Source organism: Kocuria turfanensis (genome assembly GCF_001580365.1).
GTDB lineage: Bacteria > Actinomycetota > Actinomycetes > Actinomycetales > Micrococcaceae > Kocuria > Kocuria turfanensis.
The window spans coordinates 3577288-3596844 of record NZ_CP014480.1 but is presented as its reverse complement, the minus strand read 5'-3'; the positions used below and the strand labels follow the sequence as shown (position 1 = coordinate 3596844).

Genomic DNA, 19557 nt, shown 5'->3' with positions numbered 1-19557 from the left:
GTTCCTTCCTACTCGGCCCCCCGGTCCCCGGGGGGCACCTCCTCGGCGAGGAGGTCGTCGATGCGGCGTGCGCGCCCGCGCCAGAGCTCCTCGTAGGACTCCAGCAGCCGGGCCGCCCGGCGGAGGGTGTCCGGCGCGGCGTGCACCACCTGCTCGCGGCCGCGCCGCTGCTTGGTGACCAGCGAGGCCCTCTCGAGCACCGCCACGTGCTTCTGCACCGCGGCGAAGCTCATCGCGTAGTGCCCCGCCAGCGCGGAGACCGACTGCTCCTGCCGCAGCACCCGCGTCACGATGTCCCGCCGGGTGGCATCCGCCAGGGCCTGGAAGAGGCGGTCGACCTCGTCGTCCGTCAGCTCATGTTCTACAACCATTTGGTTGTAGGTTAGGCCGGGTCTCCCCGGCGGGCAAGGGGTCCTGCGTCACGGTTCGGGAACGGCGGCCCGGCGCAGAGGCCCGGAACAGGGACCCGGAAGGGTGGCGCGGATCGGTGGCTCAGAACAGTCCCGCCGCTCCGGTGAGGTGGCGGTGCAGGCCGTGGGCCACGAGCGTGTTGCCCAGGGCGTTGAGGTGCTTCCGGTCGCCGGCGACCACCGAGCACGGCGGCAGGCCCAGGGCCAGCCACCGCCGGTCCTCCGGCGACTCGCCGATCCGGTAGGGGCGCAGCGCGGGCAGCGCCCACAGCCGCGGGTCGCGCAGGTCCGTCATCGTGTCGTGGTAGGCCGGGCCGTACTCCGCCCGGTAGGCGGCGTTGACGGTGCGCACCTGCTCCCAGCCGGCCGTGCCGCGGCGGTCCCGCCAGGTGTGCCAGTGGCCCATCACCACCGACTGCGCCGGCTCCACCGCCCAGGCCGCCCGGGTGTCGGCGAGCACCCGTCCGGGGTCCTCGATGTTGTTCTTGCCCGTCCAGAAGAGGTGCACCTGTCCGCGGTGGCGGTTCTCCAGGTCGGTGTGCCACCAGCTGCGGGGGCCGGGACCGAGCTCGACGGCGGGCCCGGGCACGTGCCGCCGCAGGACCACCGAGCCCTCCCGGCCCGGCACGGCCCGGATCGAGCAGGCCACCCCGTCGACGGTGCCGGGCAGCGGGGGCGCTCCCCGGGGCCCCCGCCCGTCCGCGGTGGGGACGATCAGCTGCCCCTGGACCGGCAGCCGCCAGCCCTCGGCGCTGAGGTCCGGGCGGTAGGGGTGGTCGTAGCTGCGCATCGCCAGGGTGTGCCAGGACTCGTCCCCGCCCACCGCCCGGCAGGTCCCGGGCACGCCCAGCAGGCGCGACAGGAGCGCGTCGATCCGCACCGGCCCGTAGCCGGGCGGGTGCTCGCGGTGGAGCGCGCTGGCGGCCGAGGACGAGCCCCAGAGCACGAAGCCGGGACCCTGCGCCCCCGGCCGGACCAGCGCGCCCCCCAGCGCCCCGGAGACGGCCAGCAGCGCCCCGGAGCGGACGAGGGAACGGCGGGAGACGACCATGTTCCCCAATGTAAAGAGTGTTCCCGGCCGGGTGGCCCGGTGTGACGGTTCGTGATCGCCCCCACTTCCGGGGATGCGCCGGGGATGCGCCGGAGACCGGCCGGGCAGGTGCCCGGGACGTTCCGGGGGCACGGTGCCCGCGGCCGCTCAGCGGTCGGCGGCGCTCAGACCCAGGCGGCGTACTCCTCCGGGGACACCGCGTCGGCGACGATGACGGTGACGTTGTCCCGCCCGCCGGTCCGCAGCGCGGCCTGCAGCAGCACGTCGGCGGCCTCCTTGGGGTGCGGCACCGAGCCCAGCACCCGGGCCATGTGGGCGGGGCTGAGCTCGTTGGTCAGCCCGTCCGAGCACAGCATCAGCCGCTCCCCCGGCTGGGCGGGCAGCACCCACACGTCCGGCTCCCACACCTGGCCGGTGCCCAGGGCGCGGGTGATCACGTTGCGCCGCGGGTGCACCAGCGCCTGGGCGGAGGTCAGCTGGCCGATCGAGACCAGGTACTGCACCTCGGAGTGGTCCACGGTGAGCTGCGCCAGCCCGGGGGTGCCGTCGCCCTGGCCGGTCCCGTCCGGGGGCGGCAGGAGCCGGTAGGTGCGGGAGTCGCCCGTGTTGAAGACGATCCAGAACATCCGCCCGTCCAGCTGCGCCAGCCACACCCCGGTCACCGTGGTCCCGGCCCGGCCCTCGCACGCGCTCTGGATGTGCTGGTCCGCCTGCCACAGCACCGAGCGCACCCGCCGCACGGCCTCGATCGCGTCGTCGGGGATCTCCGGGTCCAGCCGCAGCTCCCGCTCCACGGTGGCGCGGAACCGGGCGATGTCCAGGGGCGGGTCCGGCTCCGACACCTCGAGCTCCCGGAAGTCCTCCAGCCGGAACAGCGGGGACGCCCCGAGCGTGCGCACGCACAGGGCGCTCGCGACCTCACCGGCCTCGTGCCCGCCCATCCCGTCCGCCACGGCGCACATCGTGGCGGTGACCACCAGGGCGTCCTCGTTGGACTCCCGGCGCAGACCGCGGTCGGTGGCCGCCCCGGCCCGGATGACGAGGGGTGCGCTCATTCGAAGTCGACCTCCAGCCCGGGGCCGGCGCCCTGGGCGAGCGCGACGGGCTGGACGTCGCCGAAGCCCCGGACGTTGCGCGTGGACTGCGGGAGGAGGATGAACCGGTCGTCGCCGGAGAGCACGGCGGCGGTCGAGGCGTCCACGAGCACGGAGCCCGGCTCGGTGAGGGCCACGAGCCGGGAGGCCAGGTTCACCGTGGGTCCGTAGATGTCGCCCAGCCGCGGCAGCACCCGGCCCCAGACGAAGGCCACCCGCGCCTGCGGGAGCTCGGGGTCGTCGCGGATGGCGCGCGAGAGGGCCAGGGAGATCTGTGCTCCGCCCTGCGGGGTCTCGGCCAGGAACATGACCTCGTCCCCGATGGTCTTGATCAGCCGGCCCCCGCCCACGGCGATCACCTCGGCGCAGCGCTGCTCGAAGCGCTGCACGAGGTTGGCCAGGGTGCGCTCGTTCATCTGCCGGGACAGGGAGGTGTAGGAGACGAGGTCGGCGAAGCCGACCCCACGGGCGAGCGGGAGGATGGAGGAGGGCCCGTCCTCGTCGACCGCACCGGTGGCGGTGGAGCCGTCCGGGCGCTCCACGCGCATCGCCAGCCGCTGCACGGCGGCGTTCATCTGGCGCCGCCACGAGTAGACGAGCAGGTTCTCGATCGCGTCGATCAGGTCCGGGAGCAGGTGCAGCAGCTGCCGGCGCGCGGCGGCGTCGGTCATGCCGCCGTGCACCACCATGTCCTCGACCAGGGCCTCGACCTGCCACACCACCATGCGGTCGGTCATCTGCCCGATCGAGCGCACCAGGGACAGGGCCGCCTCCTCGGTGACCTTCTCCTCGAGCACCATGGTGGAGAGCACCCGCAGCGCCTCGGAGTCCTGCTCGGTGAACCACACGTCGTCGTCGGTGAGGTTCGGGAAGCCCAGGGCCCGCCACACCTTGCGCGAGGACAGCAGGGACAGCCCGCCCCGGCGCGCGGCCTCGCGGCGGCGCAGGACGCGCTCGGAGCCCAGGAGGGTGCGCTCCAGGGCCTGGACGGCCGCCTTGGACTCGTCCGAGCGGTAGAGGTTGGCCTGCACCGGGTTGTGCAGGTTGAGGTTCAGCTGCTCGGTCTGGGGGCCGAGCGCCGGCTCGCCCCGGTCCTCCGGGTCCTCATTGGCCACGCGTCACTCCTGTTCCTGGGGGACGGTCCGCCGGCCCCACGGCCGGCGCGAAAGGACGGACGGGCCCGGGCGTGGTGCCACGACCTCGTCCTGCCCCACTCTAGTGGGACGCCGGTCCCCCGCGCCCCCGCCGGATCCGCCCGCGCGCTGGTCGTCCGCGGCCCGCCGGATCAGCTCGGCCAGCCGGTCGGCCTCCGGGGCGTGCTCCAGGCGCAGCCCGCCCAGGGGACCGAAGTCGGCCACGACGCGCCCGTCGCGCCGGCCCAGCGACGGGCCCCGGGGCCGCTCCACGGCCGCCCGGCGCAGCTGCTCCAGCGGCAGGGCCACGTCCCGCCGCGGTCCGCCCGGGCGCACCAGCACCAGATGCCGGGTGGTGAGCACGTAGCGCGTGCGCCACCAGCGCAGCAGCGGGCGCAGGCACCAGCGCAGCAGCCCGGCGGCCGCGGCCACCAGCAGGACGAGGTCCAGGGCGGCGTGCACCGTGATCCACGGCTCCGCCACGGGGCGCCAGCGCAGCTCGAGCGCCCGCTGCGCCAGCGAGAGCGCGAAGACGACGAGCAGCAGCACGAGGAAGGGGCGCAGCAGCCGCGCGCCGTGGGCCCGGGTGGCGACGAGCACCCGCTCGCCGGGCTGCAGGGCGGGCCGGGCGGGCACGGTCAGGCCTTCCCGGGGGCGGCCGGGCGCAGGTGCACGACGTCGCCGGCGGTCACCTCGTGCTCCGCGCCGGCGTCGTCGCGCAGCAGCAGCCCGCCGTGGGCGCCGAGACCCACGGCGGTGCCCGTGACGGGCTCGGCGCCGCCGGGCAGCTCGGCGCGCACCGAGCGCCCGAGGGTCTCCATCCGGTCCTCGACCAGGCGGCGCAGCGGCCCGCCGGGCCCCGTGGCGGCGGCCGGGTCCGCGCAGAACTGCCGGTAGCGGGGCACGAAGGCGGCCAGCACGGCCTCGAGGACGGCCGCGCGCGCCACGTCCCGGCCGGTGGCCCGGCGCACGGACGTGGCCGTGGCCACGGGCAGCTCCTCCTGGGAGACGTTGATCCCGGTGCCCAGGACCACGGCCGGGGCCCGGTGCGGGTCCAGGACCAGGCCCGCCAGCAGGCCCGCGACCTTGCGGCCGTCGACGAGCACGTCGTTGGGCCACTTGATCCGCGCCCCGGCGCCCGCCACGCCCGCCAGGGCCTCGACCACGGCGGCGGCCATCAGCAGGGTCAGCCACGGGAAGTACTGGGTGGGCAGCGGCCTCCCGCCCGCACCGGCCGGGCGCAGCAGGACGCTGAAGGTCAGGGCGGTGCCGGGTTCGGTGGTCCACACCCGGTCCAGCCGGCCGCGCCCGGCGCTCTGGTGGCCGGTCAGCAGGAGGGAGAGGTCCGTCCACGGCCGGGCGGGGGCCGCTCCGCGCGCCTGCCGGGCGACGGCCGCCGTCAGCTGCTCGTTGGTGGAGCCGACCTCGTCGAGGACGTCGATCCGCCCCGCGCCCAGGGCCTGCAGGGCGGCGAGCACGGCGGGGTCGCGCAGATCGGCGGCAAGGGGGTCGGGCACGGCGCTCCTCGGGTCGGCGGTCTCCGGCGACGCGGGCGGCCCGGTGCTGTCCGCCCGGGCGCGCTCCGCGTAGTGTCGGGTTCCGTCCACACTAATAGCCGCGTTCCCCGGGAGCCGCCTGGGCGCTTCCCCGCCCGGTGGCGGAGAGCCGCGGCACGTCCCGCAGGAGTCATCGTGAGCGCAGCCGAGAACCCCACGACGTTCGCCGTCACCTACGTCTACGGCGGCCCGGCCGACGTCCTGGCCGCCCGCCGGCCAGAGCACCGGGAGTACCTCGGCGGGCTGGTGGCGCAGGGCCTCCTCCTGGCGTCCGGGCCGTACGACGACGACGGCCCGGCCGGGGCGCTGCTGGTCTTCGCCGCCGAGGACGCGGCCGCGGTCGAGCGGCTCACCGACGAGGACCCGCTGGTGCGCCACGGGGTGGTCACCGAGCGGACGGTCCGGCCCTGGAAGGTGGTCCTCGGCCGCGTGGGCTGAGGACCCGGCGTCCCGGACCGGATTTTGTAGGACTCCTACAACAGGGGGTGCCCCGGCCGCGGACTAGAGTGAGCAGGTCCCCTGGCCGCCCCGACCGGGCCGCTCGGCCCGCCGGCTCGGCCGCGTACCAGACCACGAGGTGCTTGTGATCCACGACCTGACGACCACCGCCGGCAAGATCGCCGACTTCCACGACCGCCGGGCCCGCTCCGAGGCCCCCGCGGGGCAGGCGGCGATCGACAAGCAGCACGCGCGGGGGAAGAACACCGCCCGCGAGCGCGTCGAGCTGCTCCTGGACGAGGGCTCCTTCGTGGAGTTCGACGCGCTGGCCACCCACCGCTCGACCGCCTTCGGGATGGACGCCAAGAAGCTGCCCGGGGACGGTGTGGTCAGCGGCTACGGCACGGTGGACGGGCGCCTGGTGGCCGTCTACTCCCAGGACTTCGCGGTCTTCGGCGGGTCGCTGTCCCAGGTCAACGGCGAGAAGATCGTCAAGGTGCAGAAATTCGCCCTGCGCAACGGCTGCCCGGTGATCGGCATCAACGACGGCGGCGGGGCGCGGATCCAGGAGGGCGTGGCCTCCCTGGCCATGTTCGCCGACATCTTCAACATGAACGTGCGCTCCTCCGGGGTGGTCCCGCAGATCTCCCTGATCATGGGCCCGTGCGCCGGCGGCGCCGCCTACTCCCCGGCCCTGACCGACTACATCGTGATGGTCGACAAGACCTCGCACATGTTCATCACCGGCCCCGACGTGATCCGCACGGTCACGGGCGAGTCGGTGGACATGGAGACCCTCGGCGGGGCGCGCCAGCACAACTCGACCACGGGCACGGCCACCTACCTCGCCGAGGACGAGCAGGACGCCTTCGACTTCGTGCACGAGCTGCTCGAGTTCCTGCCGGCCAACAACCTGCAGGAGGCCCCCCTGCTGGACCACGACCAGGAGGACGAGGTCACCGACCTCGACGCCGCCCTGGACACCCTGGTCCCGGACTCCGCCAACCAGCCCTACGACATGCGCACGGTGATCGAGGCCGTCGTGGACGACGGGCACTTCCTGGAGATGCAGGCGCTCTACGCCCCCAACGTGATGATCGGCTACGCCCGGGTCGAGGGGCACACCGTGGGCATCGTGGCCAACCAGCCCCTGCAGTTCGCGGGCACCCTGGACATCGCCGCCTCCGAGAAGGCCGCCCGGTTCGTCCGGCACTGCGACGCGTTCAACGTCCCGATCCTCACCCTGGTGGACGTGCCCGGCTTCCTGCCGGGCACCGACCAGGAGTTCAACGGGATCATCCGCCGCGGCGCGAAGCTGCTCTACGCCTACGCCGAGGCGACCGTCCCGCTGGTCACGCTGATCACCCGCAAGGCCTACGGCGGGGCGTACATCGTGATGGGCTCCAAGAAGCTCGGGGCGGACGTCAACCTGGCCTGGCCCACCGCGCAGATCGGCGTGATGGGCGCCCAGGGCGCCGTGGAGATCCTCTACCGCCGCGACCTCAAGGCGGCGGCGGACAGCGGCGAGGACGTCGAGGCGCTGCGCGCCGAGCTGGTGCAGAAGTACGAGGAGAGCCTGCTCAACCCCTACCAGGCGGCCGAGCTCGGCTACGTGGACGCGGTGATCTCCCCCTCCGAGACCCGGGTCCAGGTGCTCAAGGCCCTGCGGGCGCTGCGCGACAAGCGCGCGACGATGCCCGCCAAGAAGCACGGGAACATCCCGCTGTGAGCGCCCCCGAGCCCGTGCAGGGCACCCCGGCGCTGCGCTTCGTGGCCGGCAACCCGACCCCGGAGGAGGTCGCCGCCGTCACGGCGGTGCTGCTCGCCCGCGGCACCGGGAGCGGGTCCTCCGCCGCGGGCTCCCCGGGGCGCCGGGACCAGTTCCGCCGGATGCGGCTGGGGCTGCGCCTGCGCCCGGGCCGCGGCGCGTGGCGGCGGAGCAAGCCGGAGGAGTGAGGGCGGAGCAGTGACGCCGGAGCAGTGGCCCCGGGGGGCCGCTCCCGGGAGCGCGCCCCGGCAGTGAGCCCCGCCGGTGAGCCCTGGCGGTGAGCCCCCTCCCGGCCGGGAGCTGCCCGGACCGTCCGGAACCCGGCGCTACTGTGGCGTGCATGAGCACTTCACGGCCCGACCCCCCGTCCTCCGCCGGCCCGGCCCCGCTCGGCGCCGGGCGCCGTGAGCCCACGGCCGTCGACGCCGTGGCCGAGCGCTGGTTCGGGCGCGCCATGGAGCTGGACCCGGCCCAGGCCACCGTGCACGGCTTCCCCGGCCGCGAGACCGAGTACCGCGACTACGGCCCCGAGGGTCTCGAGGCCCGCGCCGAGGCCGTGCGCGAGACGCTGGCGGAGCTGACCGGCGCGGTCCCCGCCGACGACGTCGACCGGGTGACCGTGCACGCCCTGCGCGAGCGGCTGGGCCTGGAGCTGCTCCTGCACGAGGAGGGCCTGCGGGGCGGGGAGGTCAACAACATCTCCTCCCCCGTGCAGGAGATCCGGGACGTGTTCGACGACCTGCCCCGGCGCACCCCCGAGGACTGGGCCCACATCGCCGGGCGGCTGCGCAACGTGCCCGCGGCCGTGGACTCCTACGTGGCGGGTCTGCGCCAGGCCCGCGCCCGGGGCCGCTGCGCCTCCGTGCTCCAGCTGCGCAACGCCGCCCGCCAGTGCGAGGGCTACGCCGCCGACCGGGGCTTCTTCGCCCGGCTCGCCGGCGGCCCGCACGTGCCCGAGGGGATGCACCGGGAGCTCGCCGAGGCGGCCGCGCAGGCCCGGCAGGCCTACCACCGCCTGGCCCGGGTGCTGGGCGAGGAGCTCGCCGCGCACGCCCCGCACGCGGACGCGGCGGGCCCGGACGTCTACACCCTGCGCCTGCAGGAGTTCCTCGGCGCCGTCGTGGACCCGGCGGCGGTCTACGCGTGGGGGGTGGAGCAGCTGCGCACGGTCGTGGCGGAGCAGGAGGCGCTGGCCCGGCGGATCGCCCCCGGGGCCACCCCCGCCCAGGCCATGGCGGCCCTCGACGCGGACCCGGACCGGCAGCTGCACGGCACCGACGCCCTGCAGGCGTGGATGCAGGACCTCTCCGACGCCGCCGTGGACGCGCTCGCGGGCACCCACTTCGAGATCACCGCGCCGATGCGCCGGCTGGAGTGCCGGATCGCCCCCACCCACGACGGCGGCATCTGGTACTCGATGCCCAGCGCGGACTTCTCCCGCCCGGGGCGCATGTGGTGGTCGGTGCCCGAGGGCACCGGGACGTTCACCACGTGGGAGCAGACCACCACCGTCTACCACGAGGGCGTCCCGGGCCACCACCTGCAGTTCGCCACGGCGCTGGCCAACTCCGGGGAGCTCAACCGGTGGCGGCGGATGGGCGTGTGGGTCTCCGGCCACGGGGAGGGGTGGGCGCTGTACGCCGAGCGGCTGATGGACGAGCTCGGCCACCTCCAGGACCCCGGGGACCGGATGGGCATGCTCGACGCGCAGCGGCTGCGCGCCGCGCGGGTGGTCTTCGACGTCGGGTTCCACTGCGGGTACCGGATCCCCCGGGAGCTCGGCGACGCCCTGGGCGGCGCCCGCGCCGGTGAGGTGTGGACGCCCGAGGACGGCTGGCGGTTCCTGCGCTCGAACATCGTGATGCAGGACCCCATGCTGCGCTTCGAGTGGATGCGCTACATGGGCTGGCCCGGCCAGGCCCCCTCCTACAAGGTCGGCCAGCAGCTGTGGGAGCAGGCCCGGGACGCCGCCCGGGCCGCCGCGGGCCCCGGCTTCCGGCTCAAGGACTTCCACTCGCGGGCCCTCCGGCTCGGCTCCGTGGGCCTGGACACGCTGGCCTACGCCCTGGACCTGTGAGGTCCGTCATAAGGACGTCATATTTCGTCATCGTCATTCGGTGTTGTATATTCCGCGGGCCTATCGTGGGCACATGATTTCCGCAGAAAGCAATCGACGCCTGCCCCGGTGGCTGACCTCCTTCGGGCCGCAGATCGTGATCGCCCTCCTCCTGGGCGTGGTGCTGGGTACCGTCGCCGACACCCTCGGCGGCGACCCCGACACGGACCCGAACTGGCTCATGACCGCCCTGGACACCATCGGCACGAGCTACGTGAGCCTGCTCAAGGCCGCCGTGGTCCCTCTCATCGTGACCGCGGTGATCTCCTCGATCGCCAACCTGCGGGAGGTCTCCAACGCCGCGCGCCTGGCCTGGAAGACCCTGCTGTGGTTCGGCATCACCGCCCTGATCGCGGTGACGGTCGGGCTGGCGCTCGGCCTCGTCGTCGAGCCCGGCGCGGGCACGGGCGCCACCGCCCCCGCCGAGCAGTACTCCGGGACCCAGGGCTCGTGGCTGGCCTTCCTCACCGGCCTGGTCCCCGCCAACTTCCTGGGCCTGCAGGTCTCCTCCTCCGTGGTGGACCCGGAGACCGTGCAGACCGCCCTGAGCTTCAACGTGCTGCAGGTCCTCGTGGTCTCGGCCGCCGTGGGCATCGCCGCCCTCAAGGTGGGCGAGCCCGCCGAGCCGTTCCTCGCCGTGGTCCGCGCCGCGCTGGCCGTGGTGCAGAAGGTCGTCTGGTGGATCATCCGCCTGGCCCCGCTGGGCACCCTGGGCCTGATCGGCCGGGCCGTGTTCGAGTACGGCTGGACCTCGATGGGCGGGCTGCTGAGCTTCGTCGCCACCGTCTACGCCGGCCTGCTGATCGTGGCCTTCGTGGTCTACCCGGTGCTGGTCAAGGCGCACGGGCTCTCCGTCCGGCAGTACTTCTCCGGTGTGTGGCCGGCCGTGCAGCTGGGCTTCGTCTCCCGCTCCTCGGTGGGCACCATGCCCCTGACGCAGCGCATCACCGAGCGCAGCCTCGGCGTGCCCCGCGCCTACGCCTCCTTCGCCGTGCCGCTCGGGGCGACCACCAAGATGGACGGCTGCGCCGCGGTCTACCCCGCGATCGCCGCCCTGTTCGTCGCGCAGTTCTACGGGATCGAGCTGGACGTCACGCACTACGTGCTCATCGCGCTCGTGTCCGTGCTGGGCTCCGCGGCGACCGCCGGCACCACGGGCGCCACCGTGATGCTCACCCTGACGCTGTCCACGCTGGGCCTGCCGCTGGACGGCGTGGGGCTCCTGCTGGCCGTGGACCCGATCATCGACATGGGCCGCACCGCGCTCAACGTGGCCGGCCAGGCCCTGGTGCCCACGATCGTCGCCCACCGCGAGGGGCTGCTGGACCGGGAGCTCTACGACGCCCCGCGCTCCGGCGACCCCTTCGTCCCCGAGGACGCCGCCCCCGAGAACGCGGCTCCCGAGGACGCCACCCCCGAGGAGGCCGCGGCGACCGGGGCCCGCTGAGCCCCGGCGCCGCCGTCCCCACCGCGAGGGGCGGGGAACTGCGAGAATGCTCGACGCATTCCGGCAGTTCCCCGCCCCTCGTTGTTCCTGGACGCGTCACGGGCTACCCTGGGACGGGCATGAGAGCTGGGTCACAGCACGGGACAGGAGGCGGCGCGTGGGCGCACCGGCGGACGGACCGACGACGACGGACCCGCTGCTGCGACTGTCCTGGGCCCGGTCGCTGGACCACCTCTCGGCGCCCGAGCGCTGCACCCCGCGGGTCGTGCTGGACGGCTCCGACGTCCGGGAGGCCCGCTCCCCGCTGCGGCTGCTGATGCCCGTGCTCGACGAGCTGCTCACCCCGCTGGCCGAGGACACCGGGCTGGTCGTGGCCGTCACGGACCCCGGCGGCGTGATCCTGCGGGTCCGGGGCAGCGCCGCGACCCGGCGGCGGGCCGAGTCCATGGGCTTCGTCGAGGGCGCCGACTGGTCCGAGCCGGCCGTGGGCACCAACGCCCCGGGCACCGCCCTGGTTCTGCGCCGGCCCGTGACCGTGCACCGCGAGCAGCACTTCTACCCCGAGGCCCGGCCCTGGACCTGCACCGCCGCCCCGCTGCTGCACCCCGTCACGGGGGCGCTGCTGGGAGCCGTGGACCTGACGGGCGGGGACGCCGCCGCGGCCCCCGCCACCCGGGCGCTGGTCGGCGCGGCGGTGCGCGCCGCCCGGGCCGAGCTCGCCCTCGCCCTGCGCTCCGCGCGCCGCTCCGAGGCCGCCGCGGCGGCACCGCCCGCCGCCCCCGCCCACGGCGCGTTCCTGCGCGTGCTCGGCGACGCCCCGCCGGCGCTGGTGCTGGACGGGCAGGCCCTGGAGCTCACCGAGCGCCACGCCGAGATCCTCCTGGCCCTGTCCCGCGCCGGCAACGGCCTGTGCACCGCGGAGCTGTCGGAGCAGCTGTGGGCCGGCCGGGCACAGGAGACCACGGTGCGCGCCGAGGTGCTGCGGCTGCGCCGGCTGCTCGAGTCCCGGGGCGGGCCGGCGATCGCCTCCCGCCCCTACCGGCTCGAGACCCCGCTGCCCTCGGACGCGGGCCGGGTGCTCGAGCTGCTCGCCCGGGGCTCGCACCGGCGGGCGCTGCGCGAGTACACGGGGGCGCTGCTGCCCCACTCCGAGGCGCCGTCCCTCGTGGCCCTGCGCCACCGCCTCACCGGGCTCCTGCGCGAGGCCGTCCTGACCGACGGCTCGGCCGAGGCGGTGCGCGAGTACCTCACCCTGCCGGAGGCCGCCGACGACGCCGAGGCGTGGGCGCTGCTGCTGCGCCTCCTGCCGGCCCGCTCCCCCGCCCGCGCCGAGGCCGTGCTCGAGCTGGAGCGGCTCCGCCGCTGACCTGCCCCGTCGCCCGCCGCACCGTGCGTGCAACGTGCGTGCAACGTGGCCCCCCGTAGCGTGATCCGCATCACACGATGGTGCGGACGAGGCGGTCCGCACCCGTGCCACACGCACCGTCACGCACCAGGAGCAGGTCACCATGAGCGTTGAAACCCAGTCCCTCACCACCGTCTACGCGCAGCCGGGCACCGAGGGCTCGCAGGTCACCTTCAAGCCCCGCTACGAGCACTGGATCGGCGGGCAGTGGGTCCCGCCCGTGCAGGGCCGCTATTTCGAGAACATCTCCCCGGTCAACGGCAAGCCCTTCACGGAGGTGGCCCGCGGCACCGCCGAGGACATCGACGCCGCGCTCGACGCCGCGTGGGCCGCCGCCCCGGCCTGGGGCAAGACCCCGGTCGCCGAGCGGGCGCTGGTGCTGCACCGGGTCGCCGACCGGATGGAGCAGAACCTCGAGATGCTCGCCGTGGCCGAGACCTGGGACAACGGCAAGCCCGTGCGCGAGACCATCAACGCGGACATCGCCCTGGCCATCGACCACTTCCGCTACTTCGCCGGGGCCATCCGCGCCCAGGAGGGCACCCTCTCCCAGCTCGACGACAACACCACGTCCTACCACTTCCACGAGCCCCTCGGCGTGGTCGGGCAGATCATCCCCTGGAACTTCCCGATCCTCATGGGCGTGTGGAAGCTGGCCCCGGCCCTGGCCGCGGGCAACGCCGTGGTGCTCAAGCCGGCCGAGCAGACCCCGGCCTCGATCATGGTGCTCATGGAGCTGCTCGCGGACATCCTGCCCCCGGGCGTGGTCAACGTGGTCAACGGCTTCGGCGTGGAGGCCGGCAAGCCGCTGGCCTCGAGCCCGCGGATCCGCAAGATCGCCTTCACCGGGGAGACCACCACCGGCCGGCTCATCATGCAGTACGCGTCCCAGAACATCATCCCGGTGACCCTCGAGCTGGGCGGGAAGTCCCCGAACATCTTCTTCGAGGACGTCGCCGCGGCCCAGGACTCCTTCTACGACAAGGCGCTGGAGGGCTTCGCGTTCTTCGCCCTCAACCAGGGCGAGGTCTGCACCTGCCCCTCGCGGGCCCTGATCCAGGGCTCGATCTACGACCGGCTGCTGGCGGACGGCGTCGAGCGGGTCAAGGGAATGGTCCAGGGCAACCCGCTGGACCTCGACACCCAGGTCGGGGCGCAGGCCTCCAACGACCAGCTGCAGAAGATCCTCTCCTACATCGACATCGGCCGGCAGGAGGGCGCGAAGGTCCTCGTGGGCGGCGAGCGCAACGTCCTGGACGGGGACCTCGCCGAGGGCTTCTACGTCTCCCCCACGGTGTTCGAGGGCGAGAACTCGATGCGCATCTTCCAGGAGGAGATCTTCGGGCCCGTCCTGTCGGTCACCCGCTTCGCCGACTACGCCGACGCCATGGCCACCGCCAACGACACCCTCTACGGCCTCGGCGCCGGGGTCTGGGCCCGCAACGGAAACCTGGCCTACCGCGCCGGCCGCGACATCCAGGCCGGGCGCGTGTGGGTGAACCAGTACCACAACTACCCCGCCCACTCCGCGTTCGGCGGCTACAAGTCCTCGGGCATCGGCCGCGAGAACCACCTCATGATGCTGGACCACTACCAGCAAACCAAGAACCTGCTGGTCTCCTACTCCGAGGATGCCCAGGGCTTCTTCTAAACCGCCCTCACCCGTCCCGACCGTCCGTCCCGTTCCAGGAGGAGCACAATGAACGCCCAGCAAGCCCCGACCGTCCAGGAGTCCGCGGCCACCGCGGTCCCCGGCACCATGACCGCCGCCGTCGTCACCGCCTTCGGGCAGCCCCTGGAGGTCAAGGACCTCCCGGTCCCCGAACCCGGCCCCGGCCAGGTCCTCGTCAAGCTGATCTCGACCGGTGTGTGCCACACCGACCTGCACGCCGCCCACGGCGACTGGCCGGTCCAGCCCACCCCGCCCTTCGTCCCGGGCCACGAGGGCGTGGGCACGGTCGTGGCCCTCGGCCCGGGCGTCACGGAGGTGCAGGAGGGCGACCTCGTGGGCAACGCCTGGCTGGCCTCGGCGTGCGGGCACTGCCGCAACTGCCGCACCGGCTGGGAGACGCTGTGCGAGGAGCAGGTCAACGGCGGCTACAGCATCGACGGGTCCTTCGGCCAGTACATGCTGGTCGACGCCCGCTTCGCCGCGCAGATCCCCGCGGGCGCCGACCCGTACGAGGTGGCGCCGGTGCTGTGCGCCGGGGTCACCGTCTACAAGGGCCTGAAGATGACCGAGGCGCGGCCTGGGGAGTGGGTGGTGATCTCCGGCATCGGCGGCCTGGGGCACCTGGCCGTGCAGTACGCGGTGGCCATGGGCCTGCGGGTCGCGGCGGTCGACGTCGCCGACGACAAGCTGGCCCTCGCCCGCAAGCACGGGGCGGAGATCACCGTCAACGCGTTCGCGGAGGACCCGGCTGAGGCCGTGCTCGCGCAGATCCCGGGCGGCGCGGACGCCGTGCTGGTGACCGCCGTGCACCCGGCCGCGTTCGGCCAGGCGATCGGCATGGTCCGCCGCGGCGGGACGATCGTGTTCAACGGCCTGCCGCCCGGGGACTTCCCGGCGCCGATCTTCGACATCGTGCTCAAGGGCCTGACCATCCGCGGGTCCATCGTGGGCACGCGCCAGGACATGGTCGAGGCCCTCGACTTCTACGCGCGCGGTCTGATCCACCCGACCTACAGCACCCGTCCGCTCGAGGACGTCAACGCCGTCCTCGACGAGATGGAGAAGGGCAAGATCGAGGGCCGCGTGGTCGTCGAGTACTGAGCCGGGCGGACGCGAGGGGTCGCGTCCTGTCCCGGGCGATCGTGAGGGGTCGCGTCCTGTCGGTGGGAGAACGTCTCATCAGCAGGACGCGGCCCCTCGCGCGTGGGCGAGGGGCGCAGCGCGGCCCCTCGCGCGCACGGCCTGCGTATCCTGGGACGGTGACTCCCCGCCTCGTCCTCGCCTCCCGCTCCCCCGCCCGCACCAAGCTGCTGGCCGACGCCGGGATCGGCCACGACCGGCTCGTCTCCGACGTGGACGAGGACGCCGTGGTCCGGGAGCGCGGGGTGACCGGCGCCGAGGAGACCGCGATGGTCCTGGCCCGGGCCAAGGCGGAGGCCGTGGCGGCGCTGCCCGAGGCCGCCGGCGCCCTCGTGGTGGGCTGCGACTCGGTCTTCGAGCTCGACGGCGAGGTGCACGGCAAGCCCTTGGACGCCGCGACGGCGACCGCCCGGATCCGGGCCATGCGCGGGCGCTCGGGGGTGCTCCACACGGGCCACTGGCTCGTGGACACGCGGAGCCCGGCGGACGGCGGGAGCGGCTGGAGCGGCGGCGCGCCCGCCAGCGCCGAGGTGTTCTTCGCGCAGATGTCCGACGACGAGGTCGCGGCCTACGTGGCCACCGGCGAGCCCCTGGAGGTGGCCGGGTCCTTCACCATCGACTCGCTCGGCGCGGCATTCGTGGAGCGGGTGGAGGGCGACGTGCACGCCGTCGTCGGCCTGAGCCTCAGTACCCTGCGCACGCTGCTCGGCCGGGCGGGCGTCGGCGTGCCCGAGCTGTGGACCGCCGGCCGCTGAGAACCGCTCCCCGCCGGAACCGGTCTGCGCTTTGTAGGACTCCTACAGAAACGGCGTCGCATTTCCGGTCCGCCGCCGGGTGGTTGGGCGATTGCTCACGACGGGGAATACAGTGCATCGGAGGATTCGACAAGGAGTGAGACGTGACCGGTAAGAACCCCGCGGACGGCGCCATCCGCCCCATCACCAAGGTGCTCGTCGCCAACCGCGGCGAGATCGCGGTGCGCGTGATCCGCGCCGCCCGCGACGAGGGCATCGCCTCCGTGGCCGTGTACGCCGACCCCGACCGCGACGCCGTGCACGTGCGGATGGCCGACGAGGCCTACGGGCTGGGCGGGTCCACCGCCGCGGACTCCTATCTCGTGGTCGAGAAGATCCTCGACGCCGCCGCCCGCTCCGGCGCCGACGCCGTGCACCCGGGCTACGGCTTCCTCTCCGAGAACGCCGACTTCGCGCTGGCCGTGCTCGAGGCCGGCCTGACCTGGATCGGCCCGCCGCCGGCGGCGATCGCCAAGCTCGGGGACAAGGTGGCCGCCCGGCACATCGCCGAGAAGGTGAACGCCCCGCAGGTCCCCGGCACCACCGACCCCGTCGGCTCCGCCGAGGAGGTGCTCGCCTTCGCCGACGAGCACGGGCTGCCCCTGGCCATCAAGGCCGCGTTCGGCGGCGGCGGCCGCGGGATCAAGGTCGTGCGCGACCGCGCCGACATCCCGGAGCTCTACGAGTCCGCCGTGCGCGAGGCCACGGCCGCGTTCGGGCGCGGCGAGTGCTTCGTGGAGCGCTTCCTGGACGCCCCGCGGCACGTGGAGACCCAGTGCCTCGCCGACGCCCACGGCAACGTGGTGGTCGTCTCCACCCGCGACTGCTCCCTGCAGCGGCGCAACCAGAAGCTCGTGGAGGAGGCGCCCGCCCCGTTCCTGTCCGAGGAGCAGAACCGGCTGCTCTACGAGTCCTCCAAGGCCATCCTCCGGGAGGCCGGCTACCAGGGCGCGGGCACCTGCGAGTTCCTCGTGGGCCGCGACGGCACCATCACGTTCCTGGAGGTCAACACCCGCCTGCAGGTCGAGCACCCCGTCTCCGAGGAGGTCACCGGCATCGACCTGGTCCGGGAGCAGTTCCGGCTGGCCCGCGGGGAGGTCCTCGGCTACGACGACCCGCCGGTCCGGGGCCACTCCATCGAGTTCCGGATCAACGGCGAGGACCCGGGCCGGCACTTCATGCCCTCCCCGGGCAGCATCACCGCCCTCGCCCTGCCGGGCGGGCCCGGGGTGCGCGTGGACTCCGGTGTGCAGGCCGGCGAGACCGTGGGCGGGAACTTCGACTCCATGCTCGCCAAGCTGATCGTCACCGGGGCCACCCGGCAGCAGGCGCTCGAGCGCTCCCGCCGCGCCCTGGCGGAGCTGCAGATCGAGGGGATGCCCACCGTGGTGCCCTTCCACCGCGCGGTGGTGGCCGACCCCGCATTCGCCCCGGCCGGTGACTCCCCCTTCAGCGTGCACACGCGCTGGATCGAGACCGAGTTCCACAACACCGTCCCGCCGTTCGAGGGGGTCCCGCTGGCCGGGCCCGAGGCCGAGGAGCGCCAGGCGATCGTCGTGGAGGTCTCGGGCAAGCGCCTCGAGGTCGTGCTGCCCGCGCTGCCCGGCACGGCCAAGCCCAACGGCACCGCGGCCAAGCCCCGCAAGTCGCGGTCCTCGCGCGGGGGCTCCGCCGCCGCGGGCGGGGACAGCCTGAGCTCCCCGATGCAGGGGACCATCGTGAAGATCGCGGTGGACAACGGGGACGAGGTGGCCGAGGGCGATCTCGTGCTGGTGCTCGAGGCCATGAAGATGGAGCAGCCGCTGACCGCCCACAAGTCGGGCACGGTCTCGGGGCTCTCCGTGAGCCCCGGCGACACCGTCTCCGCCGGCGCCGTCCTGGCGACCATCTCCTGATCCGGGCGGCCCGGCCCCGATGAGCACCCGACCGACCGGCGCCCCCGGGCGCTGCCTCGTGGACCTCTCCGCGCAGGACCGGCTGCGCAGCGGCGCCCCCGCCAGGACGCCCCGGCTGCGGGTGCTCTGCTGCCCGCCCTCGGGCGCGGCCGCCGGGTACTGGCGGTTCCTGGTCCGCGAGGACGTGCACGTCCTCGGCGTCCAGTACCCCGGCCGGGAGAGCCGCTTCCGGGAGCCGCCGGCGCCCTCGGTCGCCGCCCTCGCCGCGGAGGCGGCCGAGGCCGTCGCCGGCGCGCCGTGGGCGGCCTCGGACGTCCCGCTCGTGGTCCTGGGCCACAGCATGGGCGCCTGCGTCGCGGCCGAGCTCGCCTCCCTCCTCGAGCACCGGGAGGGGATCCGGGTGTCGCTGCTCGCGCTGTCCGCGAAGACCGCCCCGGGCGCCGCAGACGCGGCGGACGACGGGGACGAAGACCTGCGGGCCGGGCTCGACCCGCAGGACCCGGGCGCGGACGAGGCGCTCGCCCGGTGGCTGCGGCGGCTGGGCGGCACCCCCGAGGCGGTGCTGGCGAACCCCGAGCTGCTGGCCCTGCAGCTGCCCGCCCTGCGCGCGGACCTGCGGGTCTCGATGGCCCACGACCGGCTCCCCGCCCCGGTCGGGGCGCCCCTGCTGCTGCTGCGCGGCAGCGAGGACCACACGGTGGACGCCGCCGGCATGGACGCCTGGCGTCCCGTCAGCACCGGGACCGTGCAGCGGCGCGAGTACCCCGGCGGCCACCACCCGCTGGCGGAGAACCGGCACCGCCTGCTCGAGGACCTCGAGGCGTGCGCCGTTCCCGGCGGAGCCTCGCGCCCGGCCCGGTGAGCGAGCCGTTGTGAGCGGTCGACTGTGACGGAGGTCCCGGCGTGGTCCTGGGGTCCGCTCCCTTCGCCCTGGACCGCGCTGCCCGCGCCCCGCCGGGCCGGTGACGTGGCCGTGGTCCAGGCCCACCTGCCCGACCTCGTGCCGTGGGCGCGCACAGTCGAGGCGTTCTGGCTGGACCCAGCGGAACAGGCCCGTCGGGACAGGTTCCTGCGCGAGGCGGACCGCGACGCGTTCCTCGCCCGCCGCTGCCTGCTGCGCGCCGCGCTGGCCGAGCGGCTGGGCATCGAGCCGGCCGCGGTGCCGCTGGCACCCGCCCCTGGGGCCGCCGGGCGGCATGGCAAGCCAGCCGTGCCCGGTTTGCACTTCTCGCTCTCCTCCAGCGGTGGGCACATCCTGATCGCCATGGGCCCGCGGGATCTCGGGATCGACGTCGAGCGCGTCCCCGACTTCGTCGGCGGCGAGCAGATGTCCGCGATCCTGCACCCGGCCGAGCGGCGCCGTCTCGCCTGGACGAGCCGACGGCGCCGGCCCGCCGCGGTCGCCAGGGTATGGGCGCGCAAGGAGTCCCTGCTCAAGGCCATGGGCGTCGGGCTCTCCCGCGACCCCTCAGTGGACCGGGTGGGCGCCGGCCGGTTCCCCGGGCACCCGCTGCCGGGCTGGCGGATCCTGGACCTCCCGCTGGGGTCCGGCGGCGAGGACGCCCGGGCGGCGCTCACCGTCAGCGAGCCCTGGACCGACCGGCGTTCCAAGATGTGAGACGAGCCACCCGCCATGCG

18 protein-coding genes are annotated in these 19557 nt (G+C 74.5%); 12 read left to right on the top strand and 6 right to left on the bottom strand.

What is annotated here, in order from left to right; all coding sequences use genetic code 11:
* Positions 1 to 8 precede the first annotated feature (8 nt).
* The 6 genes from AYX06_RS16365 to AYX06_RS16340 all read right to left on the bottom strand — a co-directional run bounded on the left by AYX06_RS16365 (position 9) and on the right by AYX06_RS16340 (position 5205).
* Positions 9 to 371: an ArsR/SmtB family transcription factor gene (locus AYX06_RS16365; protein WP_062736675.1), complete on the bottom strand. Its 363-nt coding sequence runs from the start codon at positions 369 to 371 to the stop codon at positions 9 to 11.
* 121 nt (positions 372 to 492) lie between these two features.
* Positions 493 to 1461, bottom strand: coding sequence for a hypothetical protein (locus AYX06_RS16360; protein WP_062736674.1), 969 nt, complete (start codon positions 1459 to 1461; stop codon positions 493 to 495).
* Positions 1462 to 1625: 164 nt separating this feature from the next.
* A complete protein-coding gene (locus tag AYX06_RS16355; RefSeq protein ID WP_062736673.1) occupies positions 1626 to 2516 on the bottom strand; it encodes a PP2C family protein-serine/threonine phosphatase in 891 nt (296 codons plus the stop codon).
* The gene (locus AYX06_RS16350) at positions 2513 to 3670 is read right to left on the bottom strand and encodes an adenylate/guanylate cyclase domain-containing protein (RefSeq protein ID WP_062736672.1); all 1158 of its coding nucleotides are present in this window, start codon (positions 3668 to 3670) and stop codon (positions 2513 to 2515) included. Before AYX06_RS16350 ends, AYX06_RS16355 begins: the two co-directional genes overlap by 4 nt.
* Before the next feature lie 3 nt (positions 3671 to 3673).
* A complete protein-coding gene (locus AYX06_RS16345; RefSeq protein WP_062736671.1) occupies positions 3674 to 4324 on the bottom strand; it encodes a hypothetical protein in 651 nt (216 codons plus the stop codon).
* 2 nt (positions 4325 to 4326) lie between these two features.
* Positions 4327 to 5205: a biotin--[acetyl-CoA-carboxylase] ligase gene (locus tag AYX06_RS16340; RefSeq protein WP_062736670.1), complete on the bottom strand. Its 879-nt coding sequence runs from the start codon at positions 5203 to 5205 to the stop codon at positions 4327 to 4329.
* Positions 5206 to 5379: 174 nt separating this feature from the next.
* Between AYX06_RS16340 and AYX06_RS20290 the strand changes: the two genes are divergently transcribed.
* The 12 genes from AYX06_RS20290 (at position 5380) to AYX06_RS16280 (ending at position 19537) form a co-directional block, all read left to right on the top strand.
* Positions 5380 to 5682 (top strand): YciI family protein, encoded by a 303-nt coding sequence (locus AYX06_RS20290; RefSeq protein ID WP_062736669.1) that lies wholly within the window; start codon positions 5380 to 5382, stop codon positions 5680 to 5682.
* Between the two features lie 145 nt (positions 5683 to 5827).
* A complete protein-coding gene (locus AYX06_RS16330) occupies positions 5828 to 7411 on the top strand; it encodes an acyl-CoA carboxylase subunit beta (RefSeq protein WP_062736668.1) in 1584 nt (527 codons plus the stop codon).
* Positions 7408 to 7638: an acyl-CoA carboxylase subunit epsilon gene (locus tag AYX06_RS16325; protein ID WP_062736667.1), complete on the top strand. Its 231-nt coding sequence runs from the start codon at positions 7408 to 7410 to the stop codon at positions 7636 to 7638. The genes AYX06_RS16330 and AYX06_RS16325 overlap by 4 nt, the downstream gene beginning before the upstream one ends.
* A gap of 152 nt (positions 7639 to 7790) precedes the next feature.
* Positions 7791 to 9527, top strand: a complete 1737-nt coding sequence (locus tag AYX06_RS16320; RefSeq protein ID WP_084271687.1) for a DUF885 domain-containing protein — start codon at positions 7791 to 7793, stop codon at positions 9525 to 9527.
* Between the two features lie 73 nt (positions 9528 to 9600).
* Positions 9601 to 11013 carry a dicarboxylate/amino acid:cation symporter gene (locus AYX06_RS16315; protein ID WP_062736666.1) on the top strand — a complete coding sequence of 471 codons (1413 nt, stop codon included), beginning with the start codon at positions 9601 to 9603 and terminating at the stop codon, positions 11011 to 11013.
* A gap of 157 nt (positions 11014 to 11170) precedes the next feature.
* Complete coding sequence (locus AYX06_RS16310) at positions 11171 to 12379, top strand: sigma-54-dependent transcriptional regulator family protein (protein WP_062736665.1); 1209 nt, start codon at positions 11171 to 11173, stop codon at positions 12377 to 12379.
* Positions 12380 to 12521: 142 nt separating this feature from the next.
* Positions 12522 to 14069: an acetaldehyde dehydrogenase ExaC gene (gene exaC, locus AYX06_RS16305; protein ID WP_062736664.1), complete on the top strand. Its 1548-nt coding sequence runs from the start codon at positions 12522 to 12524 to the stop codon at positions 14067 to 14069.
* 48 nt (positions 14070 to 14117) lie between these two features.
* On the top strand, positions 14118 to 15191 hold the full coding sequence (gene adhP, locus AYX06_RS16300) for an alcohol dehydrogenase AdhP (RefSeq protein WP_062736663.1): 1074 nt from the start codon (positions 14118 to 14120) through the stop codon (positions 15189 to 15191).
* A 158-nt stretch (positions 15192 to 15349) separates the two neighbouring features.
* Positions 15350 to 15985, top strand: coding sequence for a Maf family protein (locus tag AYX06_RS16295; protein ID WP_035926461.1), 636 nt, complete (start codon positions 15350 to 15352; stop codon positions 15983 to 15985).
* A gap of 143 nt (positions 15986 to 16128) precedes the next feature.
* Positions 16129 to 17919, top strand: coding sequence for an acetyl/propionyl/methylcrotonyl-CoA carboxylase subunit alpha (locus AYX06_RS16290; RefSeq protein WP_062736662.1), 1791 nt, complete (start codon positions 16129 to 16131; stop codon positions 17917 to 17919).
* A gap of 19 nt (positions 17920 to 17938) precedes the next feature.
* The gene (locus AYX06_RS16285; RefSeq protein WP_084271685.1) at positions 17939 to 18781 is read left to right on the top strand and encodes a thioesterase II family protein; all 843 of its coding nucleotides are present in this window, start codon (positions 17939 to 17941) and stop codon (positions 18779 to 18781) included.
* 24 nt (positions 18782 to 18805) lie between these two features.
* Positions 18806 to 19537: a 4'-phosphopantetheinyl transferase family protein gene (locus AYX06_RS16280; RefSeq protein WP_147017416.1), complete on the top strand. Its 732-nt coding sequence runs from the start codon at positions 18806 to 18808 to the stop codon at positions 19535 to 19537.
* Positions 19538 to 19557: the final 20 nt, after the last annotated feature.